This window comes from Flavobacterium sp., from assembly GCF_035456085.1.
GTDB lineage: Bacteria > Bacteroidota > Bacteroidia > Flavobacteriales > Flavobacteriaceae > Flavobacterium.
Map to the genome: position 1 here is coordinate 1 of NZ_DATIDY010000147.1, position 26,944 is coordinate 26,944.

Genomic DNA, 26,944 nt, shown 5'->3' on the forward strand with positions numbered 1-26,944 from the left:
ATTTGTCAAAAAAAGTGGTTTGTCGTTAACAAAAACTTTATACATTTGTATTATGATTTTTAATAAAGATACAGCCGAAAAAACAGCCGAATTGCTTTTGCAAATAAATGCAATTAAATTGAATCCAGGAAATCCTTTTACATGGGCTTCTGGATGGAAATCGCCAATATATTGCGATAATCGCTTAATTCTTTCGTTTCCAGCCATAAGAAATTATGTTAGAGATGAATTTTCTAAACACATCGAGAAACAATTTGGGAAACCAGATGTAATCGCAGGTGTAGCTACTGGTGCAATTGGCATTGGGATGCTGGTTGCAGAGAGCATGGGATTGCCATTTGTATATGTACGACCAGAGCCAAAGAAACATGGTCGTCAAAACCAAGTTGAAGGTTTTTTGCAAAAAGGACAAAGCGTAGTAATTATTGAGGATTTAATAAGCACTGGAAACAGTAGCCTACTTGCCGTTGAAGGCTTACGGGAAGCAGGAGCAGTTATAAAAGGAATGGCAGCCATATTCACATATGGATTTGATGTTGCAGACCAAAATTTCAAAAATGCAGAAATTGATTTATATACTTTGAGTAATTACCAAAATTTATTGAATTTGGCAGTTGCAAAAAGTTATATAACCGAGAAAGAAGAGCAAACTTTGAGAGAATGGAACGTTAGTCCATCAACTTGGAATGTTTAATTTTATACTGCATAATCAGCATACAAACAAAATACAATTATGAATTTAGAAAGTCCTAAGGTTACCGTTGAAAAATCAGCTCAACAATTATTCGATTTATTAACTGATGTAAAAAATTTCGAAAAATTAATGCCTGATAATATTGCAAAATTTGAAATTACAGGAGAAGACGCTTTTATTTTTGGATTAAAAGGAATGCCAGAAATTAAATTAAAAATGAAAGATAAGGTAGCTCCAAACAAAGTAGTTTTGGGTGCTGCAAGTGATAAAGTCCCTTTTACTTTAATTGCAAATATTGATGCTTTATCAGAGCAATCAAGTGCTGTGAAATTAAATTTTGAAGGTGAATTTAACGCAATGATGGCAATGATGGTAAAAGGTCCGATTTCAAAATTCATTGAAACTTTGGCCAACAACATGACAAAGCTTTAAAAATAATCTATAAAAGACAAAAGCCTTTTAGTTTCTCGCTAAAAGGCTTTTTTTATTTAATACAAAACTCCTTTGGAACCCGTTGGACTTGGTTGTAATTCTAAAACAGAATTGGGAGCAAGATTTGGTTCTGTTCGATGAGAAACAAACAGAATAGTGATATTGGTTTCTCTTTTGATTGCATTGATAAGTTGGATTACCAATGAAACATTATGATCGTCCAAACCTTCAAGAGGTTCGTCTAAAATTAATAATGGAGGGTGTTTCAGCACTGCGCGAGTAATAAGGGCAATTCTTTGTTGACCAACTGAAAGTCGATTGAAAATGTTTTTTTTCAAATGGGTCATTTCAATTAAATCGAGCCATTGCGCGACAATCTTTTTTTGTAAAGTTGTTGGTTGTCTGTATAATCCAATGGAATCAAAGAAACCCGAAAGAACCATTTCTTCCAAAGTGGTATTTCTGCTGAATAAATCGGTCATGGAAGTAGAGAAATAGCCAATTTTCTTTTTGATTTCCCAAACACTTTCTCCGCTACCTTTTTTTCGTCCAAAGAGTTCGATGTCCTGACCGTAACCTTTGACATTATCTCCTGAAATTAATGATAAAATAGTGCTTTTTCCAGAACCATTCGGACCAATAAGCTGCCAAAATTCGCCTTGTTTAATTGTCCAGGAAAGGGAATCAATAATAGGTCTTTCATCATAAGAAACCGATACGTTGTTCATTTTTATAAGAATACCGTCTTCAAAAACTTCTTTATGGATAGGTATTTTATATTCGTTGTTTTCAAGTGAATGATGTTCAATAGTTTTTATGTCATTTAATTCAAAAGAATTATTTTCTATTTGGGCTTTATTAGGAATAAAAGCAAGCAAATCAGCTGTGCGATTGACCAATTGAATGATGCGTACCGAATTTGAAATGGTTTCTATCGCAGTTGCCAATTCCAAACGGGACTTTTGATCAAGATGATCCATTGGATTATCGAGAATGATATAATCTGGATTTTGCTTAAGACAGTATTTTAAAAATTCTTTTTTTCTTTCTCCGGATGAAAAGGTTCTAAGGTTTCTGTTTGCTTCAACAGTAGCTTCGATAGAGTCATGTCGGAACTCTTCCTCGATTAATTTTTGAATGGAAATGTCCGAAAATAAAATGCCTTTCAAATTATTAAAATCTGATAATTTTCCTTGTATTTTTCCAGATAGTAAAGTGTCTATGAATTTTTTTTTGTCAACTTGATTGGATAGAAGAATGTCCCAATGTTTCATTTTGTTTGTTTTGGTAAAGACCTAACAGGTTTTTAAAACCTTTTAGGTCTAATTTTTAAAATTAGCCTCAAAAGTCTTAAATCGATTATCCAAATCCTGAACTAATTGTTTTTTTACGCTAGTATCCTGAATAAAACTGTAGTTGATGCTATTGTAAACAAATTGTTTAATATCAGTATAGGAAATTATTGGATATCTTTTGGCTAATAAAACATATTGTTCAGTCATATTGGTTCGTAATATTCCGGCGTCATCGGTACTGATTATTATGGGTACCTCAAATTCTTTATACAATAGGATAGGGTGGCGGTTCTCCTTTACTTTTAAGATGAATTCGTTACTAACCAAATTGATTTCAATAGGGATTTTATTTTTAGCCATATAACGCATTAAGTCATAACTCTTTTCTTCGTAAGCTATATCAACTCCATGTCCAATTCTGTTGGCTCCCGCGGTATAAACAGCAGCATTGATATGCCAACTCAATTCTTCGGGGCGCACTAATCCTAAAGTAAGTTCACCGGCGTGTAACGTGTATTTTACTTTTGGAAAACGACTGTGACAATACTTGAACATCAGCATGTGTAATTCATAATCTTTCATCGATGTTTCACCATCTTCGGGGGAAACGATATTTACTCCCGCGATCAATTGGCTACTGTCAGCCGAGATAAAAGCAACGACCAGATTTTTGAAAATTTCCACAGGTTCCATAAAACGCAAAACAAAATTTTGATAGCGCATTGTGAATTGGATGTCATCGATTTTGAGTTCATTATGCATTTTGCCAACAAAATTGGTATTGAAATCAGTGGCGTATTTTTTGGCATCTTTTTTAATGAAAATAGAGTACAATGAATCCAAAGATTTCATAACAGCTTTTTCGTTTTTATTGGCTACCAATTTTCGCAAATAAGTATTGTAGTTTGCTAAATCATCCGTTTTGATGGCGCAAGGAATAGGGGATAATTGAGTTTCGATGTAGCTTAGATTTTCTTTAATTGCCCTGTTTTTTAGTTCCAATAAACCGGCTTCAAAATTATCTTTTAGGGCAGGTTCTAACTTCATGAAAGATTCAAAAAACAATTTGTCCGAAGGATAATCAACATTGTTGTAGTCCTTAACAGACCATTTTTGCATTATTTTTTGTTTGTAAGTATCCAATTCACCATTCATTTGCAAAGTAGAAAATGATACCCAGTCCGCACCAATTTGTTTTTCTGGGCTAACTGTCATGTTTTGTGTATTAAGATATAAATCTTGAGCGATGGCATGCGCTAACAAAGGTTCAGCGTAAATAGAGCCGGAATAATGATGATGTAAATCGCCGCCTTTGGGCATTTGAGTAAAAAAAGCAGTAAGAGCTGCTTCGTTATTCCTGATTTTCTCAAAATATTGATCTGCTGATTGCGCAAATCCTAAGTGGAATAGGGTAGAGAGAAGTAAAGTATAAAATAATTTCATGTTCTTTATTTCCTTGCAAATATAACAAATGTCTCTGAATTTGTTTTAAAGCGATGCTGTTTTGTTTGTTATTTTCAATTTCATTAATAAATCGGTTTGTTCTTCATTGCCTAAAACAAAAATATGTTTGTCAAACGTCACAAAACCATTCTTATTATAAAATTGAATAGCTCTGAGGTTTTCTTCCCAAACTCCCAGCCAAATATAATCGACAGCTTCTTGTTGCGCGATTTGAATAGCTTTGTCTAATAACAATTGCCCAATTTTTTTGCCGTGAAAATCTTGTAAAACATAAATGCGTTGGATTTCAAAGGCATTGTCTTTAATGGCTTCTGTTTGTGCATTTCCAAAGTTTAATTTGAGATAACCTACTGGTTGTTTCTCCCAAAAAGCAATATAGAAAGGAGAATCAGGATTATTTATTTCGGATGTCAGCTGTGATGTATTGAAACTTTCTTCAAGATATTTCGCCATATTTTCTGGAGTATTTATCGCTGCAAAAGTTTCAGTAAATGATTGTTTACTGATGTTTTGAATGATGGAAAGGTCTGATAATATTGCTTTTTTTATCTCAATCATTTTGATTTATTTAGATCTTTTTATAGAATCAAAAATACATAAAAATAAAAAGTGTCTATTTTAAAATTCTATTGTGTTATTAAACAATTCAATTTATTTGTTTCTGAATTATAGATTTCAATTTGTATTTTTGAACAAATAATAGTTATATATGAAAATCGTATTATCGCCGGCCAAATCATTAAATTTTGAACAAGAATTACCAACTTCAAACTATACTTCTCCTTCATTTTTAAAAGAATCCAGACAAGTTCATAAAGTTTTAAAACAGCAATCACCAAAATCATTATCAGAGTTGATGTCGATTTCAGATAAATTGGCAGATTTAAACTGGAAACGCAATCAAGAATGGAAAACACCTTTTACTCCAGAAAATGCCCGTCCGGCTGTTTATGCTTTTGATGGCGATGTTTATACAGGATTGGATGCTTATTCTATTCCGACTGAAAAATTAGACCAGTTACAAGACCGTTTGCGAATATTATCAGGACTTTATGGCTATTTGAAACCTTTGGACTTAATTCAACCTTACCGACTTGAAATGGGGACTAAATTACCTGTTGGGGAAAACAAAAACCTATATGAGTTTTGGAAAAAGACAATTACCAATTCTTTGAATAAAGAACTTAAAAAAGGGGAGTTGTTTATCAATTTGGCTAGTAATGAATATTTCTCAGCGGTTGATGTGAAAGCATTGAAAGTTCCTGTTATTACTCCAGAATTCAAAGATTATAAAGACGGAAAATTAAAAATGATTAGCTTTTTTGCTAAGAAAGCCAGAGGATTGATGGTGCGTTATATTTTGGATACCAATGCTGAAACGATAGATGATTTAAAAGGTTTTAATTATGAAGGTTATCAGTTTGATGCTAATTTGTCAAAAGGTAATCATCTGGTGTTTACGAGATAATATGCGATTTGATAGAAACACAGTGTAGATAAGCATGGTGCAATAATGTTATAATAAAAAAGCCGAATTCGTAATGAATTCGGCTTTTAAGTATACTAAAATCTGCAATCTGAATTAGTGCATTGCATCAGCAGGATTTACTTTATTTTTTCCTTTTTTGATAAAAAGAATAATAGGAATGCAACATAAGAACAATATTCCCAACCAAAGGAAAATATCCATATAAGCCAAAACTGTACTTTGTTTCATAACAGAATAATCTAAGACTTGATAAGCTTTATGTAAAGATTCATTACTGCTAAACCCTTTGGACATAAAATTTCTTTGCATTCCTGCAACACGTTGTTGTACTTCGTATTTGCTAGGATCTAAGTATGAAACCAGATTTACTCTGTGTTCCTGACTCCAACGCGTGATAAATGTGGTAATGATCGCAATACCAAATGAACCACCTAACTGACGCATCATCCCTGTAAAAGCGGCACCTTCGCCAATATGTTTTCCTTTTAAAGTAGAAAGCGAAAGTGTTGTAATTGGTACAAATAATAATCCTAAACCAATTCCTCTTAAAATCAATGGCCAGTATAAATGTTCTACTCCGGTATCAGGAGTCATATTACCGTACATCATATAAGTGAAGAAGAAAAAGATTAAAAACCCAACAGCAACCATATATTGTTGAGGAACTCCTTTTTGAATCAAATTCCCTACTATCGGCATCATAAATGCTGTTGTGATAGAACCTGGTATCAACAATAATCCCGCATCTGTAGCAGTCCAGCCTAGTATTGATTGTGTATAAATTGGAATGATTAATGTTGAACCATACAATCCAAAACCAAGAATGAAACACATAACAGTTCCTATCCTAAGATTACTGTCTTTTAGGACGCTTAAATTTACGATTGGATGTTCATAGGTAAGTTCTCTCCAAATAAAAAGAATTAAACCTAATATAGATACAGTACTCAAAGTCGTAATGATAGGATCATTGAACCAATCGTCTTGTTGACCGTGTTCTAAAACAAACTGTAAAGAACCGATGAAACATGCCAATAAAAATATTCCCCACCAATCGACCTGATTTGATTTTAATTTTTCACCATATTTAGGACTCCTTACGAAAGTTATAGTCAAAAGAGCAGCGATAATTCCCAACGGAATATTGATGTAGAAAATATAAGGCCATGAATAATTATCAACCAAATAACCTCCCAAAGGCGGTCCAAGAGTTGGCCCAACAATTACTCCCATTCCGTAAATAGCCTGTGCCATTCCACGTTTTGCAATCGGATAACTTTCGGTAATAATGGTTTGAGCAGTTACCAGCAAAGCTCCTCCACCCATACCTTGAACGAATCGAAAGATAACTAGCTCCCAAATGTTAGTAGCATTCCCGCATAGAAAGGAACATACCGTAAAAAGGATAATCGAAGCTACAAAGTAATTACGTCTTCCAAATTGTTGCGATAACCAACTGGTCATCGGAATTACAATCACGTTTGCAATTGCATAAGCTGTAATTACCCAAGCTACGTCTGTCAGTGTAGCACCAAGGCTACCTCGCATATCAGTAAGGGCTACGTTTACAATAGTTGTATCGACGATTTCAAGTAATGCACAAAGCACTGCTGTAATCGTAATAATGACACGTCTAAATCCGTATTCTACTAAATCGTCGTCTCCTGCTTGTACTTTTGTCATTTTATATCAATTGTATAATGTGATTTTTTAATCAGTATTCAGTAACTGTAATCTGCAATCTAATATTTTAATTCAAATGTACATCAACATCCACATTCATCCCTGGGCGTAATAATTTTACTTTCGCAGCATCATTACTTGAATCCAAACTAATTTTTACTGGTAATCTTTGAATTGTTTTTACGAAGTTTCCTGTTGCGTTATCTGGTGGTAATAAAGAGAAGCGAGATCCTGTAGCTGGTGAAAAAGAAGTTAATGTCCCTTTAAACTCATAATCTGGATATGCATCAACTTTTAATGTAACTTTTTGACCAATAACCATTTTGTTTAATTGTGTTTCTTTGAAATTAGCTACAACCCAAGCTTCATTATTATTGATGATATAAAATAAAGATTGTCCAGCTTGTACCAGTTGTCCTGGTTGAATATCAATTTTAGAAATTTGACCATCAATAGCAGCAGTTACAACAGTGTAAGTCAAATTTAACTTAGCAGCTTCAAGTAGTGCTTTGGCTTTTTTGATATTAGCAGCAGCTACAGCAGTTTGTTTGTCAGAAACTCTTGATTTTGCTTCGTAAGCAGATTTTTGAAAAGAACTTGCTTTTTGTTGTTCTTCTAAAATGCGAACCTGACTTTCAGCTTCTTGTTTAGCAGCCAATGCTTGTTCGTATTGTTGTTTTGTAATCGAATGATTTTTGTATAAATTTTCGTAACGAATATAATCACTGTTAGCTCTGCCCAATCTGATTTTTGCAGTTTCGATATTTCCACCTGCTGATTTTACATTAGCACTAGAAACGGCAACACTTGCAAGAGCGCTTCCAATATCTTCTTTTGCTGATTCAAAACTACCTTCAGCACCTACAAGAGCAGCATTAGCTTCTTCTATTTTCAATTGGTAATCTCTTTTATCAATTGTAAATAAAGTATCTCCTTTTTTTACGTAGTCATTATCTTTTACATAAACTTTGTCCACATATCCAGAAACTCTTGGAATTATTGGGTTCATGTTTTTTTCTATTTGTGCATCATCCGTTTCTTCATGATTTTGTGCATGATTGTATTTTATAATTCCGTAAGTTCCTCCTACAAGGACTAAAACCGCTATAATTATTATGAATTTGCTGTTTGTTTTTTTCTTTTCCATGGTAATGGTTATATTTTAGAAAGGTTGAAGGTTTGAGATAATTGGCCAGTTGCAGAAAGTAATTCGTAATATTTTTGAATTACATCTACTTTGGAGATAGTTTCACTAATTTTTGATTTAAGTTGCTCAACATCGGCATCAAGTAAGTCATTGGTATCCGAAAGACCATTATCATATTTATCTTTTACAATACGATAATTTTCAACAGATTGTTCGACAGCTTGAGTATAAACAGTATTTTGTTTTATAGCTAAATCATAATTTGTAATTGCTTGTTGAACTTGAACTCGAATGTTATCTTTCAATAATTCTTGGGAGTCTTTAACTTCTAGCGCTTTACTTTTTGCAATTTTTACCTCAGTACCATTTTTCAGGATTCCACTAAGGTCATACGAAACTCCCACACCAAAAAACATTGCGTTTTCTAAAGTTACAACATTGTTGAGGTTCAAAGCAGCATATCCTCCTGTGAAAGCAATACTAGGATAATAGTTTGATTTGGCCATTGCAATACTGTTTTCCGAAGCCTTTTCCTGGAATTGCAATGCTTCTAAATCTTTACGATTTTGTAATGCTGGCTGCTCATCTGTAGGAATATTATTTTTAGGAAAATTAATAAGATCATTTTCATGAACCTCCAATTTTGTTCCAGTTGGCAATTTCAAAAGCGTAACAAGATAATAATTGATTATTTTTTCATTGTTAAGTGCTTCATCAAGTGACAATTGCAGTTTAGAAACCTGAAGTTGCGCTTTCAATAAATCATTTCTTGGAATGATTCCGTTTTTTTCCAAAGCAACAAAATCAGTTACACGTTGTTGTGCACTTTTTTGATTTTCTTTTATCAATTCAATGGTCCTTTGTGATTTGTACAAATCGGCGTAGTAGTTTATAACGCGCATTGCCACATCTTCTTTTGTTTTAGAAGCCATTGCATTTTCTGCCTGAACCAAATTATCCTGAAGTTTAATTCCGTTATGGATTTTCATTCCGGAATAAATGGGAACTTTCAAACTTGCCTGACCAATTGCTACTTGATCTGGAACTGGAAATGCACCCGAGCCGGCATCAACTTCTAAATGTAAAGTTGGTTCAGTCAAATGGAGATATTGCCCAGTAAGTTTTAAATCAGGATATTGATTGTTTTTTGCCGATTGTAATTCTTGTTTCTTCGTGTCGACTTTCGTGTTTGCCAACGAAACTTCATTACTTTTTGTCCAAGCCAATTGTATTGCCTCTTCCAGTTTTAAATTGGTTTTATCCTGTGCTGTAATCGATGAAATCCCAGCGAAGAAACCACCAAAAAGTATTAAATATCTAACTTTCATATATCAAGAGTGCTTTAATGGTTTGTTGAATGTGCATTGTTAATGTTGTTTTTATATAATTATTGTATTTTTCTTCGGTATCTAATCCAAATAATTCTTCATAGTAAGATCGATTTAAATTAAAATGAAAATAAGGCCCAAGCATTGTAGATGGCAACAGTGGAATATTAATGTCTTTTTTAAAAATTCCTTTTTCTTGCCCTTCCAAAATTATGGCTTCCATTGATTTCAGATTTTCTTTCTTCAATTCAGTAAATGCTTGCATGTTGATTTTTCTTTTGCTGGAAGAAACTTCAAAATGTAAAATTTGATACATGCATCTATTGTCATTGATTCGGTTAATGTACATTTCTATTAACTTATTTATTTTTTCCAATGGTTGCAATTCTTCCAGAATTAGTATATCTAATTGTTTTTTGATTTCACTAACTCTGAAAATAACCAATGCTTCCAATAATAATTCTTTAGAACCAAAATAATACGAAACCATGGCAACGTTAATCTTGGCCTCCTTTGCAATATCTCGGATCGAGGTACCATCGAATCCTTTTTCTGCAAATAGCATTTCGGCTACTTGTAGAATTTGAATTTGCTTATTAGTAAAGGTAGTTTTCAAGATTTTTATTTTTTAATTGGACACAAAATTAAACAAGTGTTTAATTTAAACGAGCGTTTAATTTTGTATTTAACTTTTATTTAACAATCTATTTTGAAGACATATTAATATTAAATTTCGTTAAAATTGGTTTTTAAAAATAAATATTTTTCGAGTAACAATCTGGTTTTCAGTGTTAAATAAAATTGTGAATATCTATTTTATTGTTGATGGAATTAACTTTTTATTAAAATCTATCTTTGGCTTCCTAAAAAAATAATTATGAGCGCAATTTGGTACGAATGCAAGGTTAAATACAGAAAAACAGACGAAGCAACGGGAACACAAAAGGTTACTACAGAACCGTATTTGGTAGATGCTGTTTCTTACACAGAAGCCGAAAGTAGAATCACCGAAGAGATGTCTGCCTATATTAGTGAAGAATTTAAAATCACTAATATTAAAATGGCTAATTATGCAGAAATTCATCCTTTTGAAAACACAGATCGTTGGTTTAAATCGAGAGTGTCATTAATGGCCTATGATGAGGAAACAGGCAAGGAGAAAAAATCGAATATGTATCTGTTGATTCAAGCTAATGATGTTCGCGAAGCTTATGATAATACGGTAACAGTGATGAAAACAACTATGGGAGAATACACCATTCCTGCTATTTCTGAATCGCCAATCATGGACGTTTTTCCTTATTTTTCTGGTGAAGAAGGAGAATTGGAACAATTAGAAAAATTCAATGCCCGCAAAGATTCCAAACCTCAAGTGGTAAAAGACAGCGATTTTGAAGACCCAATGGAATTTGAAAGTGTGTTGGAAGAAGAACAAGAGGCGTAAAAAAAATCGAATCATAATAAAGGATTTTTTTGTTGCCAAAAAGCAATTGAAAAATCCTTTATTATTTTATGATAGAATAAAGAAATTATTTATAAAAAGGATGAAATTTGATATGAATTTTTTATAAATTGGCATAATTTGTTTCTTTTATTATTTTGTTTTTTTTTATTTATTAGACTACACTATATTTATGGCAAAAATGTATATAATACAATTATTTTAGATTTTCAATGGAAAGCTTAGAAAATGTTTTTAGTTACGAAGAACTTCTTAAAAAAGTAAAGGAGCAAGATTTACTTATTAAAAAGTTGACTGAAGAAAAGCAGGTCATTTCAGACTTTAAATATTTTATAACAGATTCTCTAGATTTAGTCTGTATTGTCAATTACGATGGGTACTTTACGCTTATTAATGACGCTTTTATTGATGTACTAAAATATTCTAGAGAAGAATTATTATCAAAACCATTTTATGATTTTATACATCCCGATGATTTAGAAGCTACTTCCTTAATTTGTAAAAAAATTTCTAAAACTTCACCAGCAATTGATTTTGTAAATCGATACATAAAAAAGAATGGCGAAGTTGTTTATTTTCAATGGAAAGCCAACTTAAATACCGACAATAATTTAATTTATGCAATCGCCAGAGATATTACTGAAATTCGAAAAACACAAGAGAAACTAGTATCCAGCGAAAGATCACTGAACGAAGCTCAAAAAATTGCCAAAATTGGAAGTTGGGATTTTATTTTAACTACTCAGGAATTAAATTGGTCCAATGAATTATATAAAATATTTGAATTAGAAAAAATTCCAAATGATCTAGAGCTTTATAACAAGTTTTTGTCTTGTTTTTTTCCGGAAGATAGAGAGGAATTAAAAAGAAATATAGAAAATACCATTGCAACTCGAATTCCGTATGAAATGGAACATCGAATCATATTAACCAACAAAAAAATAAAATGGGTTTTTTGTACCGGTGTGGCTATGGTTGATGATAATGACAATGTAGTTGCGCTAAAAGGTGTTGTTCAGGATATTACACAAAAGAAACAAATTGATGATACAATAAAGGCCAAAGAAAAAGCTGAAGCATCTAACAAAGCAAAGTCTGATTTTTTGGCAAATATGAGCCATGAAATCCGTACGCCACTCAATGGTATTGTGGGCTTTACCGATTTGCTTTTGAAAACTAAATTCGATAAAGATCAATTAGAATATCTTACTACGGTCAATGAATCTGCAAATATTTTGATGGAAATTATCAATAATATACTTGATTTTTCAAAAATTGAATCAGGTAAATTCGAATTGAGTGTTGGTGAAATTGATATCTATGAATTGTCAAATCAAATTATCAATTTATTCAAATATGAGGCCAACTCTAAAAATATAGATTTAATTCTTCATATTGACCATAATGTACCGCAGTTCATATTGGGAGATTCTTTCCGATTGAAGCAGGTTTTGGTGAATTTGCTTAGTAACGCTATGAAATTCACTTTTTCTGGACATATTAAGCTAAATATAGTTCAAGTCGAATCAGATGCAGCAACATCAAAAATTAAATTTTCGGTAATCGACACCGGAATTGGAATTAAAGCTCAAAATCAAGAAAAGATTTTTGAATCGTTTATTCAGGCTGATAATACAACCACCAGAAAATATGGCGGAACTGGTTTAGGATTAGCCATTTCGAGCCAACTTTTGGCTTTAAAGAACAGCCAATTGCAATTGAACAGTTCATACGGGGTTGGAAGTGAGTTCTTTTTTATCATAGATTTCAAAAAAGTTGATCAAAAGCAGAATGATTTAATACAAAATAAAGATGTACAGGCAAATGGAGTTTCTAAGCCTGACAATTCGCTGGAAAACTTTAAAATATTAATTGCTGAAGACAATAAAATTAATATGCTTTTGGCTAGAACTTTAGTCCAGAAAATCATAAGTAATTGTACTATTATTGAAGCTACAAATGGTTATGATGCCGCCGTTTTTGCCAAAATAGAAAAACCAGACCTTATTTTGATGGATATTCAGATGCCAATTCAAAACGGATATGATGCTACTGTCACTATCAAAAATACAAAAAGCTGTATGCACATTCCAGTAATAGCTTTGACTGCCGGAGTTTTAAACGGCGAAAAAGAAAAGTGTTTAAACCACGGAATGTCAGATTACATCACCAAACCAATTATACATGCTGATTTGGAAAAAGCATTGCATAAATGGTTGAAACCACAACTTTAAAATAATATTGCCTCCCAGATTCTTCATTAGACTTTTAAAAAGTTGCACAAATTGTTACTTAAATAATACCAGATTTATAATTTAAAACGATTATTTTTCGTTTTACTTATGAATTACCAAACTTATCGTTGATATGCTATTTTATAAATAAAAAGTGTGTAATTATTTATAAATTAACATGTTATGTTTGGATTATTTTTATACCTTTAATCAAATAATTCTCTTAGAACTGATTGTAATGGCATATTTTAATGTCCATTTTCAAAAGATATTTTTATCTGATAATACTGATATATTTAGAAAAAAAATCAAAAAATACCTTAAATATTTTTAGTTAAATAAAATTCTAATGGAATAAGAAACAAACTCACGAGCTTATTGGATAAACAATTAAACATCAACACATGAAAGAAACTTTACCATCAGTTGAAGAATTGTTACAAATAATAAAAAAGCAAGAACAAAAGATTTCATTGTTGCAAAAGAAAGTAGATTCTATTGCCAATTTTGAATTTTTTACTAAACATACTACAGATTTTATTTGTGTTTCAGATTTAAACAGAAACTTGAAAGAATTCAATCTCGTATTCATTAACAAGCTTGGATTTTCTAAACGTGAATTACTTTTAAATAATTATCTCTCCTATCTTTATCCAGAAGATGTTTTAAGTACCGAAAACGCCTTAATAAAACTTTTAGAAGGTGAAAAAACAGTAGTTTTTGAAAACAGAATCCTTACCAAACAAAAAGAACTTATTGCCGTTCAGTGGACTTCTATAATGAATCCAGCCAAAAATTTGGTCTATTCTATTGGTAGAGATATAACCGAAATTAAAAAAATTCAGGAACAATTATCAGCGAGTGAAAGTTTGTTAAATGATGCTCAAAAAATCGCTAAAATTGGAAGTTGGGAATTTAATCTTATAACCAAGGAATTGATTTGGTCCAAACAATTATATGATATTTTTGAAATAGAGAGTAGCTCTAATGTTAATCTTTATGAATGTTATTTAAATTATTTTACCAAAGAAGATAGTGAACTGATTAGTACCACAATAAGAAAATCTATTGAAACGAAACTGCCTTATGAAGTAACTCATAAAATAGTATTTCCTGACAATAGTTTCAAATGGATTTATAGCACCGGATTACCAATACAAAATGAAAAAGGTGAAACTGTGGCGTTAAGAGGGATTGCTCAGGATATTACGGAAAAGAAACGAATTGAAAGTGAAATTATAGCAAAAGAAAAAGAAGTTGCTGCCATTCGAGAAAAAGAGCGGGAACAACAAAGCAATGCCAAATTTAAAAATTATGTTGAAAATGCGCCCGATGGTGTTATGGTAATCGACAAAGAAGGCTCAATTTTGGAAATAAATCCTGCAGCCTCAAAAATTACTGGATATTCAAAAAATAAATTATTAAAAAAGACATTCAGTGAACTTGTACCAAAAGACTTTTGGGAAAATATAAAAGCTATTTTTAGTAATGTTTCTTGGAAAGGAACTTCAAACAATATTATTTCGGTTTTGCATAAAAGTGGTACAATACGCCGCTGCTCAATAGATGCGGTCAAAATTTCGGAGGCGCAAGTTTTATTATTTGTAAAAGATGTTACAAAACGCGAAAAAGCCGAAATAAAATTAAAAGAAAGTGAACTTTTCCTGAAAGAAACCCAAATCATTGCAGAATTGGGTACTTACAGTATCAATATGAATACAGGAAAATGGACACGTACCGATTTGTTAAATACTATTTTGGGCATTGATGCAGATTATGATTTAAATACCGAAACCTTTAACGATTTGGTACATCCGGACTGGAGAAAAAATCTGGAAATTTATTTTCAGGAAGAAGTTGTTATTAAAAGAAAACCTTTTGACAAGGAATACAAAATCATAAGACGAAACGATAACGCAGAACGTTGGGTGCATGGAATGGGCACTTTAAAATGGGACGACCACGATAAACCTCTAGTCGTTTTAGGAACTATCCGAGATATTACAGAGCATAAATTGCTGGAATTGGAATTAATTAGAACCAAAGAGCGAGCCGAAGAAAACGAAAGAAACCTATACCATAAATACATCGAATACGAAGAAATAAACGAGGAGTTAAAACAAACCAATAAAGAACTTCAAAAAGCTAAAATTCAAGCTGAAGAAGCCAATAAAGCCAAATCAGATTTTTTATCCAATATGAGTCACGAAATCAGGACTCCATTGAATGGAATTGTTGGTTTCACTGATTTGTTGATGAAAACAAATCTTGAAAATGATCAATTAGAATATATGTCAACGGTCAATATATCGGCTAATTCGTTAATGGAAATTATCAATGATATCTTAGATTTTTCAAAAATTGAGTCTGGGAAATTAGAATTACATCTTGAAGATATTGATCTTTTTAGGCTTTTGCACCAAGTAATTGAACTGTTTAAACATCAGGCAAACCTGAAAAACATTTCTTTATCGCTTATAATTGCTGAAAATGTTCCGCAATATATTTGTGCAGATTCAATTAGGCTGAAACAGATTTTGGTAAATTTAATTAGCAATGCCTTAAAATTCACCTCGTTTGGCTACATACAATTAGATGTTGAACAAGTCAAAGCAGGCAAAAAGAAAACGACAATAAAGTTTTCTATCAAAGACACCGGAATTGGAATAAAACAATACAATCAAAAGAAAATTTTCAATTCATTTGTTCAGGAAGATAGTGCTACTTCCAGAAAATTTGGCGGTACGGGATTGGGTCTGGCTATTTCTAATTTATTGTTGGGACTAATGAAAAGTAGTTTGCAACTGAAAAGTAAATATGGTGATGGAAGTGATTTTTTCTTCTTTATAAAATTTAAAAAATCGCAACTCGCAAATGATGATTTTATTGAATTGAGCAGTAAAAAGACCGAAAAAGCTGGAAAAGAAAAAACGCTTGATGTTCTTAAAGTTTTAATTGTTGAGGATAATAAAATCAATATGTTTTTGACCAAAACTTTGGTGAGGAGAATTATTCCAAATGCAATTATTTTGGAAGCAATGGATGGGCAGGAAGGTGTTGAGCAGTTTATTGAAAACAATCCCGATTTGGTTTTGATGGATGTCCAAATGCCAATAAAAAATGGATACGAAGCTACACAGGAAATCCGAGCGCTCCAAAATGGGCAAAATGTTCCAATTATAGCGTTAACGGCTGGAATTATGGTCGGTGAAAAAGATAAATGTTTGGAATTTGGTATGAACGATTATGTTTCAAAACCTATACTCGAAGAAGATTTAGATATCATCATCAATAAATGGTTGTCTCAAAAAAAAGAGTGTTGAATTACTTCAACACTCTTTCGGGGCATTATAAATTAATTGCATTACAGTTTCTTTGTTGTTTTTGCAGTACAACAAGATTTTTTTGACTTGTTGCATGCTTTTTTCTCCTTAGCTGTGCATTCTTTTTTAGGAGTTTCTTTTGGTTTATCTTGAGCACTTACATTGATTCCTGCTGAAAAAAGTGCTACAGCCAAAACGGTGATTAGGTTTTTCATTCTTTTAGTTTTTTGATTTTTAATTGAATCAAAAGTATTCTTTTTTTGAATTAGGGACGATTAATTAACTTTTTTATAACGCGAAATTACGTTTTCAACTTTTAAGGTAATTTTTTATTCTTTTGTATATTTTTTCATTACCAAATATTTCAATTCGGTATCTCCAGTATTACTAATTCCATGTTCAACATTTGAGGGGCAATAAAAACTAGTATAAGCTCCGGCTGTAGTGGTTTTTCCGTCCAAATAAAAAGTAGCAGTTCCTTCTAAGATAAAAAAGAATTCTTCTTCAACATGTTTGTGTGGAGGATGAGTAGATTTATGTGGATCAACAATACTCATTTTAAGAGTGTTTCCATCAATAAAATCTTTATCAATAAACCAATATTGGTAGCCTACATTTGTTTTTTTTGCTTTGTCCAATTCAAAATGATTGACACAATTTTCGATCGTATATTTTTTATCTTTTTTTTCTTGTGCGATAAGAGTTTGCTGTGTTGCCAGAGCTAAAATCAGAATTGTAATAAACTGTGGTATTTTCATTTTTGATGATTTTTTGATGTTGCAAAAATAGTTACAATTGAAATTAAAAACCTAGTATTTCTGGGTAGTTATTATTTTAATTAAATCTGAACTGCCTACAACTCCGGATTGTCTCCACAATTGTTTTCCATTTTGGAATAAAATCATAGTGGGAACGCCTCGAACTTGATATTGCGCAGCAAGTTGCTGATTTTTGTCTACATCAATTTTGATGATTGAGATTTGTTCGCCCAATTTATCTTTTACTTCTTTCAAAATTGGGGCTAATGTTTGACAAGGTCCACACCAAGTCGCGAAAAAGTCAACCAAAACTGGTTTTTCTGATTGAATAATAGTGCTAAATGTGCTCATCTTTATAGTATTTTATTTTTTTTGAAATTCTATCCATAATTCGAATCCAGCTCGAGGTGCAACTGAATTTTGGCAAACTTCCATTTTTAGAAAGTGAAATGTATTTTTAAAAAGGTTTTCATATTCTTCCTGGCTTCCGCCAAAGGGTGGGCCGCTGTCGAATGTTCGATTGAATAATAATCCGGCAAGTTTTCCGTGTTTGGACAAAAGCTGATGCATTTTTGAAGCATAATCCTGACGCATTGCTGGAGGTAGTGCACAAAAGAAAGTTTGCTCGATTATCAAATCATATTCTCCCTGATGTTCAAAAAAATCCCCTAATATAATGTTGAGGTTAGGATTGTTTTTGAATTTATTTTTTAAATTTTTGACTAATGTTGGCGCAATATCAATTATGGTAACATTGGTAAAACCTTGTTCCAAAAGATATGCTGCTTCATAACTGTTTCCGCAACCAGGAATTAAAATTCGAATGTTCTTATCTTGTAAAGTATCTATATAACTTTTTATTGGAGGCGAAATTGTCCCAAGATCCCAGCCTAAAGTGTTGACCTGGTATTGATTGTTCCAAAAAGTTTGATAGTTTTCCATGATTTTCTTATTGCTTGCGTGAGGGATAGAAGCAAGTTACCGAAGTAACGCGGATAGCCCGACAGCATCCCGATAATAAGGCGAATACTCGTAAAGAATGTTAGCCTTATTATTGGGATGGTGGCACGCCCAGATTATTTATATTTTACTTTGACATACAAAATCAGTTCTTGGGACATTGGTTTTGGCAATAGCATTGAAGCCGCCTTCTATTTCGCTGAAATTTCGAAACCCTCGCGCCTGCAAAATCGAAGCTGCAATCATGCTGCGATAACCTCCAGCACAATGCATGAAAAAGGGTTCGTTCGGCTCGATGTCTTTGATCCAATCGTTGATGTTTGCCAGTGGTCTGCTGAAAGCTTCGGCAACATGCTCAGCGCTGTACTCGGTGTCTTTGCGGACATCGATGACTTTGCTTTGACCAATTTTGACTTGTTTTTGAAACTCCTCGGCGGTGATTCTATTTATTGTGTCAATTTCTTTTCCTGCATTTTTCCAGGCTTCAAAACCTCCATCGAGATGACCTATTAAATTATCAAAACCTACGCGGCTCAGTCGGGTAACGGTTTCTTCTTCTTGACCGAGTTCGGTAATTAGCAAAATGGGTTGGTTTACATCGGCAATTAAAGCGCCGACCCATGGAGCAAAATCGCCATCAATCCCTATGTTTATTGATTGTGGAATGAAACCTTTTGCAAATTCGGTATTTTTTCTAGTGTCCAGAATTAAAGCGCCAGTTTCGTCAGCGGCAGACTCAAATTCGGCTACTGATAACGTATGCATTCCTTGCTGCAAAACCTCTTGAAAACTGTCATATCCTTTTTTATTCATCGCAACATTCATTCCAAAATAGGCGGGAGGAGGTTGTAATCCATCGGTCACTTCGGTTATGAATTCGGCTTCGGTCATGTTGGCTCTTAGGGCATAATTGGTAGCTTTTTGATTCCCAATAGTCGAAACTGTTTCTTTGCTCATATTTTTGCCACAAGCACTACCAGCGCCATGTGCCGGATATACAATAACGTCATTTGCTAGCGTCATGATTTTATTTCGCAACGAATGAAATAACAAACCCGCCAATTGTTCCTGTGTCATTGCAGTGGCTTTTTGAGCAAGATCAGGTCTTCCTACATCGCCAATAAACAAAGTGTCTCCAGAGAAAATGGCATGATCTCTCCCATTTTCATCAATTAATAAATAAGTAGCACTTTCCATCGTATGTCCAGGGGTGTGCAGGACTTTTATTTTGATATTTCCTAATTCGAAGAGTTGATTATCTGTGGCAATTGTAGCTTCAAATTCGGGTTGCGCCGTTGGCCCATAAATGATTGGAGCGCCCGTTTCCTTACTTAAATCAAGATGGCCGGAAACAAAATCGGCATGAAAATGAGTCTCAAAAATATATTTCAGTTTCACACCATCGCGAGCAATTCTGTCCAAATACGGTTTTGTTTCTCTCAAAGGGTCAATTATAGCTGCTTCGCCATTGGAAGTAATATAATAAGCACCTTGCGCTAAACATCCGGTATATATTTGTTCGATTTTCATGATTTTAATTTTGTGTAAAGTTAGTGAGTTTCTTTTTGAGTTTCTAAGTTTCTAAGATTCCGAGAAGCTAAGTTTAAATGGTTAAATTGTTTATAAGGTTAAGTGGTTTCATATTTAAAGTAATAGTCTTAGAAACTTAGTTTCTCAGAAACTTAGAAACTTAAAAAAACAACTCCTTGATAATAATATAAATACCCATTACCAAAACAAACCAGCCAAAAATAGGTTTCAGTTTATTTCCGTCTATTTTTCTCGATAAGCGAGTGCCAATAAGCATTCCTATAAAAGCCATAATTGAAATGCTTGCCAAAAATGTATAATCGATTGGTGTGCCAATGTATAAATCACCCGCAAACCCAATAGTAGAATTAATAAAGATAATTAATAATGAAGTGCCAACTGCTTCTTTCATTGGTAAATTGGCAAAAAACAAAAGCGCGGGAATGATTAAAAATCCACCACCAGCACCTAAAAAACCGGTTATGATTCCAACAATAGCCCCAATGATGGCTAATTGCCAATAATTTGTCCCAACAGATTGTATTTCAGTTTTGGCTTGACTCATCATCGAAAAAGAAGCAGCCATCATCAGCACGGCAAAGATGATCATGATTAGAAAGTTTTTGGTGACCTGAAAACCATTTACAGTAAATAATAAAGTAGGGATTTCTAGAAAAATAACTTCTCTAATTACTAATATTGAAAATACTGAAGGAATTGCAAAATACAAAGCCGATTTGATTTTGAGATTCCCCATTCGGTAATGGCTGAAGCATCCCGATAAAGCGGTAATTCCTACAATGAATAAGGAGTAACTTGTCGCTAATTTTGGATCTATTTTGAATAAATAAACCAATATAGGAATGGTCAATATCGATCCGCCACCGCCAATTAGACCTAATGAAAGACCTATTATGATTGACGCCAAATAACCGAAATATTCCATTTTGTTTTTATTTAATTAAAGCAAAGATGCGAAGTTTTTTATTGTTCCAAAGTAACTTTAGTAACAGTTTAAAATGTTATTTTTTATAATGTTTTGAATTTTGCGTTATTTGTTTGATTTTTAAATAGATATGATTAATATTGTAGAGATTTGTTTGTATTTCTATAGGAATTATAGATATTATTTATCGACTAAATTTGACATATTCCATTAGAATTTGCTGTTGAAACAAGTATTTAATTTTGTCTAAAAAATGTGTTTTTTGCAATTGATTTAATCTTAACTTTAAATATAAAAATTATTCATTTTACGAAATCGTTTTCTTTTATTTATTGACTAATTCACAAAAATGGCATATAATGTTTGAGGAAAACGTCGTATTTTTACAAAAAAATATATATTATGAATTTGACACAAGAAGAATGGGCTTCTAAGTTTGAGGCTGATGAAAACGCAGTTCTATTAGATGTTAGAACCGAAGATGAATGCGACCAAGGCATAATAGAAGGTGCTATTAATATAGATATTCATAAAGGACAAGAATTTGTTGATGCTATTGCAGCATTGGATAAAACCAAAAATTACTATGTGTATTGCCGTTCAGGGATGAGAAGTGCAAAAGCATGTGAAATTATGAATGAGTTAGGAATTGAAAATACCTATAACTTACTCGGTGGCATTATTGAATGGGAAGGTGATATCGTTTAATATCACACATAAAGAGGCATTGACCTCTTTTTAAATTATGGGAAATAAGCAAAATAACCAAAGATGAATAAAATACCAGAAGAATTTCAAATTAAGTCACAACTTAATCAAGATACTTATTTAGTAAATGGCGAATTAAAAAAATGGACAGGAAAAACAACTCCTGTATATTCAACTATCTCTTCTACCGAAAAATATGAGCCAACTTTATTAGGTTCAATCCCTTTTATGGGCGAAGCAGAAGCGTTAGAAGTAGCAGAATCGGCAAAGGCAGCTTTTAATAACGGACAAGGGTTATGGCCAACAATGAAAGTTGTTGATCGTATCAAATGCATGGAGAATTTTGTTACTCAAATGAAAGAAACCCGTACAGAAGTAGTAAAGCTTTTGATGTGGGAAATTGGTAAATCATTGGGGGATTCAGAAAAAGAATTTGACAGAACAGTAGAATATATTTATGATACTATTCAAAGTTATAAAGAACTAAATAGCGACAGCGCACATTTTTCTAAAGTACAGGGAATTAATGCAATGATTCGTAGAGGGCCAATTGGAGTTGTATTGTGTCTTGGACCTTACAATTATCCATTAAACGAAACATTTACATTGCTTATTCCAGCTTTGATAATGGGAAATCCTGTGATTTTCAAACCTGCTAAACATGGTGTATTATTGATTTCGCCATTGTTAGAAGCGTTTAGAAACAGTTTTCCAAAAGGTGTAATCAGCATCGTTTATGGTAGAGGCCGTGAAATTGCTTCACCAATTATGAGATCTGGAAAAGTAGATATTTTGGCCTTGATTGGAAATAGTAAATCAGCTATTGCCTTGCAAGATCAGCATCCGAACAAAAACAGATTGCGTCTGGTACTTGGATTGGAGGCAAAAAATCCAGCAATTATATTACCAGATGCCGATTTAGATCTGGCAATTCAAGAATGTATTACAGGGACTTTATCTTTCAACGGTCAGCGTTGTACGGCTTTAAAAGTGATATACGTTCACGAAAATATGGCTGCAGAATTCAATAAACGTTTTACAGCCAAAGTAGATTCATTAGTATTTGGTAATCCTTGGGAAAAAGGTGTTTCACTGACTCCGCTTCCAGAAGTTGAAAAACCAGGTTATATTGAGAAATTAATTCAAGACGCGACAAGCAAAGGAGCTAAAATAATTAACGCAAAAGGAGGAGTACGAACAGAGAATTTTATTTTCCCAGCGGTTTTATTTCCTGTAACTAAAGATATGGATGTATATCGTGAAGAGCAATTTGGACCTGTAATTCCAATATTGACTTTCAAAGATATTCAAGAGCCTTTGAATGATATGGCCGAGTCAAATTATGGTCAGCAAGTGAGTTTGTTTGGTAAAAACATCAAAACGATTGCACCACTTATTGATACTTTGGTGAATTTGGTTTGTAGGGTAAACTTAAACAGTTCTTGCCAACGAGGACCAGACGTATTCCCGTTCACAGGAAGAAAAGATTCTGCAAGTGGAACATTAAGTATTCATGATGCTTTGCGTTCGTTCTCAATCAGAACTTTTGTTGCTTCAAAAGATAATGCTTATAACAACGAAATTTTACAGGAATTGTTGAATAGTAAAGAATCTAATTTTATAAATACTGATTATATTTTGTAATAATTTTTTAAACTTTTAAGACCGTCTCATTTTTTTGGAATGAGGCGGTTTTTTGTTTTTAACTATTATGAAAACATTTTTTAAATTTTATAAGTTTAATTGTGTTATTTTAAAAAATATGGTATTTTATCGTTAATATTTGTATTTTATCTATTTTTTTTGAAATTTTATTTTCTATATTTAGCGCCTTAAATCTTATGAGGCTAAATAATGTATGTTTTAAAATAAATAATAATATTCATGCATTTCCAAAAAATATAAATAAGCATTCGCTCCAAGAGAAAGGTATAATTTTTATTACAAGGAAACTTGTTTTTTAGAGCTTTTTTTAGGGAGAACCTAAAAATATTAAATATAACATATGAAAACAAAACTATACTTTTTGCTGTTTTTAGCGAGCATAACAATTTATTCACAAAACCCAGATGTTCCTATATCGGTTCCTACAAATGGACTGCTTGCTTACTATCCATTCAATGGAAATGCAAATGATGAAAGCGGTAATGGTAGAAACGGGACGGTTACAGGTGCCGTTTTAAGTTCAGATAGATTCGGAAATGCTAATTCGGCATATACTTTTAATGCTTCTAGCCTTATTGAAATATTAAATTCTGCCTTATTAGATTTTAGTATAAATGACTTTACGATATCGGCTTGGGTAAATTACAATCCTAATCCAAATTCTTATACTGCCAACTATATATTGTCAAAAGGAACCAGTTCATTTCTTATACTTCAAAATGGAGTTGGTTTTGACACATACGGCAAAGGTTATGAAGCGAATTCTAATTCAAGTTTAGTCGCCGGCAGTTGGTTTCATGTAGTCTGTGTAAAAAATAGCAGTGGCTATATTTATTACATAAATAATAGTCCATTAACTCGAAGTTTTGGTCTGAATAATACACCTTATTCAGATAAATCAAATAATTTAAAGATAGGAGGTAAGGGGATTATAACGGACAATAGTGGGGCGCTAGATGATATTGCTTTATGGAACCGAGCTTTAACACCAGAAGAAATTACTAATTTATATAGTTCTAAATACAATAATCCTTATACATCTATTCCTGATGTTAATTTTGAAAAAAAATTAATCGCGTTGGGCATTGATTCCGGTACGGCTGATGGCAAAGTTTTAACTTCCAGCATTTCGTCATTGACTTCATTGAATGTTTCGTCAAGTTCCATCACTAATTTAACTGGAATTGAGGATTTTTCAGCTTTGACGAATTTAAATTGTTCTTCTAATCAATTAGCGAATTTGGATGTTACTAAAAATGTTGCTTTGAAAAATTTAAATTGTTACTACAACCGATTAACAAATTTAGATGTAACTAAAAATAGTGCGTTGACTGATTTAAATTGTGGCTATAATCAATTAGTAAATCTAGATCTTTCAAAAAATGTTTCGTTAGCTTCATTAACTTGTTCTACTAACCAATTAGCAAGTTTAGATTTTTCTAAAAATGTGGCATTAACTTCTTTAAATTGTTATTCTAACCAATTAGCAAGTTTAGATCTTTCTAAAAATGTTTCTTTGGCTTATTTATATTGTTCTTCTAACCAATTAGCAAGTTTAGATCTTTCAAAAAATGTTGCCTTGACTTCTTTAGATTGTTCTTCTAACCAATTAGCAAGTTTGGATGTTTCTAAAAATCTTACTTTAAGTTGGTTATGGTGTGATTCAAATCAATTAGTTACTTTAGATGTCTCTAAAATTACTTCCTTGAAAGCTCTAAGTTGTGATTCTAATCAATTGCGAACTCTTAATTTGAAAAATGGAAACAATACGATTTTATCAAATGATAAATCATCTAATTTCAAAAATAATCCAAACTTAAGCTGTATCCAAGTTGACAATGTTGCTTATTCCAATGCCAATTGGTCAGCATTAAAAGATGCCACGGCAAGTTATTCTACAAATTGTACTCCTTATACGCTTATTCCAGATCTTAATTTTGAAAAAAAATTAATTGCTTTGGGTATTGACTCAGGAGTTCCCGATGGAAAAGTGCCCACCGCAAATGTGGACAAACTAACTTCATTGGACGTTTCCAATAGTCAGATTGCAGATTTAACCGGAATCCAGGATTTTGTTGCTTTGGAAACTTTAAGCTGCAATGGCAAAGGAAATTATTGGTCAAGTACCACCGGCGGTGATGGGTTGCTGAAAACGTTGGATATTTCAAAAAACACAAAACTAATCACTTTGAATTGCTCTTCCAATCAATTAAAAAGTTTGGATATTTCCTCAAACACTCTTTTGAAAAATTTAGACTGCAGGGGAAATGTTATAACAAGTTTGGATGTTTCAAAAAATATGGCTTTAGAGTATTTCAGCTGTTATTCTAATAAATTGACAAGCTTGGATTTAACTAAAAATGCAGCTTTGATCTCCCTGATTTGTTATTACAATCAGATTAGCAGTTTAAATTTTACAGCAAACACGGCTTTAACTACTATTGAATGTTATTCTAATAAATTAGTGAGTCTGGATGTTTCAAAAAATACGGCTTTGACATTTTTAAATTGTTCTTCGAACCAATTATCAAGTTTAGATGTTTCTAAAAACGCTTCTTTGAAATATTTAAATTGTTATTCTAACCAACTGTCAAGTTTAGATGTTTCTAAAAATGTTTCTTTGACTTCTTTAGAGGGTAGTTTTAACCAATTAAAAAGTTTGGATCTTTCAAAAAATGTTTCTTTGAGTTCTTTAGGTTGTTCTTCTAACCAATTAGCAAGTTTAGATATTTCAAAAAGTGTTTCTTTGACTTCTTTAGGTTGTTCTTCTAACCAATTAACAAGTTTAGATCTTTCTAAAAATATTTCGTTGGCTTATTTAACCTGTTCTTCTAACCGATTAACAAGTTTAGATTTTTCTAAAAATGTTTCTTTGGCTGATTTAACCTGTTCTTATAATCAACTAACAAGTTTAGATTTTTCTAAAAATGTTTCTTTGACTTATTTAGATTGTAGTTTTAATAGTCTTTCAGCGCTTAATTTAAAAAATGGTAAAAACACGCTTTTGTACAGTAAATCCAACTTTACCAACAACCCAAATCTTAGTTGCATTCAAGTGGATGATGTGGCTTATTCTAATGCCAATTGGACAACATTTAAAGATGCTACGGCTAGTTTTAATGATAATTGCTTTAGCCTGCCTTCAGATAATTTCGCGGTTGAATCAAAAGGGGAATCTTGTCTAGGTGAAAAAAATGGTGAAATAAACATAACTGCTAAAACATCGAATATTTATGTTGCTAGCATTAATGGAACTTCATACCCTTTTTCAAATAACATCTTAAAAGTAGGCAGTTTGGTTCCTGGGATCTATATCGTTTCAATAAATGTTGCTGGGGAAAACTTCGATCAATCATTCAAAGTTACCATTTCAAAAGGCGCAACTATTACTGGAAAATCAAGCATTGCTTTAGATAAAGTCAATGTTGAAATTACAGAAGGAACTGCTCCTTACACCGTTTTTGTGGATGGCGTAGAACAGTTTAAAACTACTGATTCCCGTTTTTCTGTGGAAACAAAAAAAGGCGATCTGATCGAAGTGAAAACAGCCAAAGCCTGCGAGGGAATTTATGCCGAAGACATTGCCGGAATTGAAGGCGCGGTTACGGCCCATCCTAATCCAACATCAGGAAACTTTGAAATCGAGTTGCCGACCGCGAGGGAAAAAGTGGCTATTTCATTATATGCTTTAAACGGAACGCTTATTTCAAACAAAACTTATACTCTCGAAAATGGAAAAGCGCAACTAACCCTAGAAAATCAAGCCGCAGGAGTCTATATTGCTAAAATTGAGTTGAATACTCCTGTTTATCTAAGAATCATAAAA

Annotated in this window: 22 protein-coding genes; 9 read left to right on the forward strand and 13 right to left on the reverse strand. The window is 32.5% G+C overall.

Annotation, left to right across the window (positions count from 1 at the left end; genetic code table 11):
• Window positions 1-52: 52 nt before the first annotated feature.
• Together pyrE and VLC96_RS11495 are read left to right on the forward strand one after the other, a co-directional pair.
• Window positions 53-694 carry an orotate phosphoribosyltransferase gene (gene pyrE, locus VLC96_RS11490; protein ID WP_325263088.1) on the forward strand — a complete coding sequence of 214 codons (642 nt, stop codon included), beginning with the start codon at window positions 53-55 and terminating at the stop codon, window positions 692-694.
• A 39-nt stretch (window positions 695-733) separates the two neighbouring features.
• Window positions 734-1,126, forward strand: a complete 393-nt coding sequence (locus VLC96_RS11495; RefSeq protein WP_325263068.1) for an SRPBCC family protein — start codon at window positions 734-736, stop codon at window positions 1,124-1,126.
• Window positions 1,127-1,182: 56 nt separating this feature from the next.
• Here VLC96_RS11495 and VLC96_RS11500 read toward each other — a convergent pair whose 3' ends face one another.
• The 3 genes from VLC96_RS11500 to VLC96_RS11510 are packed head-to-tail and all read right to left on the reverse strand — an operon-like array spanning window position 1,183 to window position 4,443.
• Window positions 1,183-2,400: an ATP-binding cassette domain-containing protein gene (locus VLC96_RS11500; protein WP_325263069.1), complete on the reverse strand. Its 1,218-nt coding sequence runs from the start codon at window positions 2,398-2,400 to the stop codon at window positions 1,183-1,185.
• A gap of 48 nt (window positions 2,401-2,448) precedes the next feature.
• Entirely contained in the window at window positions 2,449-3,864 is a 1,416-nt protein-coding gene (locus tag VLC96_RS11505; RefSeq protein ID WP_325263070.1) for an adenosine deaminase, read from the reverse strand.
• A gap of 45 nt (window positions 3,865-3,909) precedes the next feature.
• A complete protein-coding gene (locus tag VLC96_RS11510; RefSeq protein WP_325263071.1) occupies window positions 3,910-4,443 on the reverse strand; it encodes a GNAT family N-acetyltransferase in 534 nt (177 codons plus the stop codon).
• Between the two features lie 151 nt (window positions 4,444-4,594).
• Between VLC96_RS11510 and yaaA the strand changes: the two genes are divergently transcribed.
• Window positions 4,595-5,353 carry a peroxide stress protein YaaA gene (gene yaaA / locus VLC96_RS11515; RefSeq protein ID WP_325263072.1) on the forward strand — a complete coding sequence of 253 codons (759 nt, stop codon included), beginning with the start codon at window positions 4,595-4,597 and terminating at the stop codon, window positions 5,351-5,353.
• 114 nt (window positions 5,354-5,467) lie between these two features.
• Here yaaA and VLC96_RS11520 read toward each other — a convergent pair whose 3' ends face one another.
• The 4 genes from VLC96_RS11520 to VLC96_RS11535 form a co-directional block, all read right to left on the reverse strand.
• Window positions 5,468-7,057 carry an MDR family MFS transporter gene (locus VLC96_RS11520; protein WP_325263073.1) on the reverse strand — a complete coding sequence of 530 codons (1,590 nt, stop codon included), beginning with the start codon at window positions 7,055-7,057 and terminating at the stop codon, window positions 5,468-5,470.
• A gap of 67 nt (window positions 7,058-7,124) precedes the next feature.
• Window positions 7,125-8,204: an HlyD family secretion protein gene (locus VLC96_RS11525; RefSeq protein WP_325263074.1), complete on the reverse strand. Its 1,080-nt coding sequence runs from the start codon at window positions 8,202-8,204 to the stop codon at window positions 7,125-7,127.
• A gap of 8 nt (window positions 8,205-8,212) precedes the next feature.
• The gene (locus tag VLC96_RS11530; protein ID WP_325263075.1) at window positions 8,213-9,532 is read right to left on the reverse strand and encodes a TolC family protein; all 1,320 of its coding nucleotides are present in this window, start codon (window positions 9,530-9,532) and stop codon (window positions 8,213-8,215) included.
• Window positions 9,522-10,148: a TetR/AcrR family transcriptional regulator gene (locus tag VLC96_RS11535; protein ID WP_325263076.1), complete on the reverse strand. Its 627-nt coding sequence runs from the start codon at window positions 10,146-10,148 to the stop codon at window positions 9,522-9,524. Before VLC96_RS11535 ends, VLC96_RS11530 begins: the two co-directional genes overlap by 11 nt.
• Window positions 10,149-10,409: 261 nt before the next feature.
• Here VLC96_RS11535 and VLC96_RS11540 point away from each other — a divergent pair, with 261 nt between their 5' ends.
• From VLC96_RS11540 to VLC96_RS11550, 3 genes are all read left to right on the forward strand, one after another.
• A complete protein-coding gene (locus tag VLC96_RS11540) occupies window positions 10,410-10,976 on the forward strand; it encodes a DUF4494 domain-containing protein (RefSeq protein WP_325263077.1) in 567 nt (188 codons plus the stop codon).
• 230 nt (window positions 10,977-11,206) lie between these two features.
• Window positions 11,207-13,228, forward strand: a complete 2,022-nt coding sequence (locus VLC96_RS11545; protein ID WP_325263078.1) for a PAS domain-containing protein — start codon at window positions 11,207-11,209, stop codon at window positions 13,226-13,228.
• Between the two features lie 404 nt (window positions 13,229-13,632).
• The gene (locus VLC96_RS11550; protein WP_325263079.1) at window positions 13,633-16,551 is read left to right on the forward strand and encodes a PAS domain-containing hybrid sensor histidine kinase/response regulator; all 2,919 of its coding nucleotides are present in this window, start codon (window positions 13,633-13,635) and stop codon (window positions 16,549-16,551) included.
• 41 nt (window positions 16,552-16,592) lie between these two features.
• Here the strand turns inward: VLC96_RS11550 and VLC96_RS11555 are convergent, their stop codons facing one another.
• The 6 genes from VLC96_RS11555 to VLC96_RS11580 form a co-directional block, all read right to left on the reverse strand.
• Window positions 16,593-16,766 (reverse strand): hypothetical protein, encoded by a 174-nt coding sequence (locus VLC96_RS11555; protein ID WP_325263080.1) that lies wholly within the window; start codon window positions 16,764-16,766, stop codon window positions 16,593-16,595.
• Window positions 16,767-16,880: 114 nt separating this feature from the next.
• Entirely contained in the window at window positions 16,881-17,309 is a 429-nt protein-coding gene (locus VLC96_RS11560; RefSeq protein ID WP_325263081.1) for a cupin domain-containing protein, read from the reverse strand.
• Window positions 17,310-17,360: 51 nt separating this feature from the next.
• Window positions 17,361-17,660 carry a thioredoxin gene (trxA, locus tag VLC96_RS11565; RefSeq protein WP_325263082.1) on the reverse strand — a complete coding sequence of 100 codons (300 nt, stop codon included), beginning with the start codon at window positions 17,658-17,660 and terminating at the stop codon, window positions 17,361-17,363.
• A 12-nt stretch (window positions 17,661-17,672) separates the two neighbouring features.
• Entirely contained in the window at window positions 17,673-18,251 is a 579-nt protein-coding gene (locus tag VLC96_RS11570; RefSeq protein WP_325263083.1) for a methyltransferase domain-containing protein, read from the reverse strand.
• Between the two features lie 138 nt (window positions 18,252-18,389).
• Entirely contained in the window at window positions 18,390-19,799 is a 1,410-nt protein-coding gene (locus VLC96_RS11575) for an MBL fold metallo-hydrolase (protein WP_325263084.1), read from the reverse strand.
• Between the two features lie 160 nt (window positions 19,800-19,959).
• Entirely contained in the window at window positions 19,960-20,745 is a 786-nt protein-coding gene (locus tag VLC96_RS11580; RefSeq protein ID WP_325263085.1) for a sulfite exporter TauE/SafE family protein, read from the reverse strand.
• A gap of 402 nt (window positions 20,746-21,147) precedes the next feature.
• On the opposite strand from VLC96_RS11580, the gene VLC96_RS11585 reads away from it, so the two are divergent.
• The 3 genes from VLC96_RS11585 to VLC96_RS11595 all read left to right on the forward strand — a co-directional run.
• A complete protein-coding gene (locus VLC96_RS11585; RefSeq protein ID WP_325263089.1) occupies window positions 21,148-21,453 on the forward strand; it encodes a rhodanese-like domain-containing protein in 306 nt (101 codons plus the stop codon).
• 63 nt (window positions 21,454-21,516) lie between these two features.
• Entirely contained in the window at window positions 21,517-23,097 is a 1,581-nt protein-coding gene (locus tag VLC96_RS11590) for an NADP-dependent glyceraldehyde-3-phosphate dehydrogenase (RefSeq protein ID WP_325263086.1), read from the forward strand.
• Window positions 23,098-23,458: 361 nt separating this feature from the next.
• Window positions 23,459-26,944 (forward strand): LamG-like jellyroll fold domain-containing protein (locus tag VLC96_RS11595; protein ID WP_325263087.1); only part of this gene is annotated, 3,486 nt, incomplete at its 3' end.

Excerpts from the sequence above, each read along its gene's own strand:
- VLC96_RS11495 (WP_325263068.1), top strand. The coding sequence starts at position 734 with ATGAATTTAGAAAGTCCTAAGGTTACCGTTGAAAAATCAGCTCAACAA.
- VLC96_RS11540 (WP_325263077.1), top strand. The coding sequence starts at position 10,410 with ATGAGCGCAATTTGGTACGAATGCAAGGTTAAATACAGAAAAACAGAC.
- VLC96_RS11520 (WP_325263073.1), bottom strand. The coding sequence starts at position 7,057 with ATGACAAAAGTACAAGCAGGAGACGACGATTTAGTAGAATACGGATTT.
- VLC96_RS11590 (WP_325263086.1), top strand. The coding sequence starts at position 21,517 with ATGAATAAAATACCAGAAGAATTTCAAATTAAGTCACAACTTAATCAA.
- VLC96_RS11500 (WP_325263069.1), bottom strand. The coding sequence starts at position 2,400 with ATGAAACATTGGGACATTCTTCTATCCAATCAAGTTGACAAAAAAAAA.
- VLC96_RS11555 (WP_325263080.1), bottom strand. The coding sequence starts at position 16,766 with ATGAAAAACCTAATCACCGTTTTGGCTGTAGCACTTTTTTCAGCAGGA.
- VLC96_RS11510 (WP_325263071.1), bottom strand. The coding sequence starts at position 4,443 with ATGATTGAGATAAAAAAAGCAATATTATCAGACCTTTCCATCATTCAA.
- VLC96_RS11530 (WP_325263075.1), bottom strand. The coding sequence starts at position 9,532 with ATGAAAGTTAGATATTTAATACTTTTTGGTGGTTTCTTCGCTGGGATT.
- pyrE (WP_325263088.1), top strand. The coding sequence starts at position 53 with ATGATTTTTAATAAAGATACAGCCGAAAAAACAGCCGAATTGCTTTTG.
- VLC96_RS11505 (WP_325263070.1), bottom strand. The coding sequence starts at position 3,864 with ATGAAATTATTTTATACTTTACTTCTCTCTACCCTATTCCACTTAGGA.
- VLC96_RS11585 (WP_325263089.1), top strand. The coding sequence starts at position 21,148 with ATGAATTTGACACAAGAAGAATGGGCTTCTAAGTTTGAGGCTGATGAA.
- VLC96_RS11575 (WP_325263084.1), bottom strand. The coding sequence starts at position 19,799 with ATGAAAATCGAACAAATATATACCGGATGTTTAGCGCAAGGTGCTTAT.
- trxA (WP_325263082.1), bottom strand. The coding sequence starts at position 17,660 with ATGAGCACATTTAGCACTATTATTCAATCAGAAAAACCAGTTTTGGTT.
- yaaA (WP_325263072.1), top strand. The coding sequence starts at position 4,595 with ATGAAAATCGTATTATCGCCGGCCAAATCATTAAATTTTGAACAAGAA.
- VLC96_RS11580 (WP_325263085.1), bottom strand. The coding sequence starts at position 20,745 with ATGGAATATTTCGGTTATTTGGCGTCAATCATAATAGGTCTTTCATTA.
- VLC96_RS11560 (WP_325263081.1), bottom strand. The coding sequence starts at position 17,309 with ATGAAAATACCACAGTTTATTACAATTCTGATTTTAGCTCTGGCAACA.
- VLC96_RS11570 (WP_325263083.1), bottom strand. The coding sequence starts at position 18,251 with ATGGAAAACTATCAAACTTTTTGGAACAATCAATACCAGGTCAACACT.
- VLC96_RS11525 (WP_325263074.1), bottom strand. The coding sequence starts at position 8,204 with ATGGAAAAGAAAAAAACAAACAGCAAATTCATAATAATTATAGCGGTT.
- VLC96_RS11545 (WP_325263078.1), top strand. The coding sequence starts at position 11,207 with ATGGAAAGCTTAGAAAATGTTTTTAGTTACGAAGAACTTCTTAAAAAA.
- VLC96_RS11550 (WP_325263079.1), top strand. The coding sequence starts at position 13,633 with ATGAAAGAAACTTTACCATCAGTTGAAGAATTGTTACAAATAATAAAA.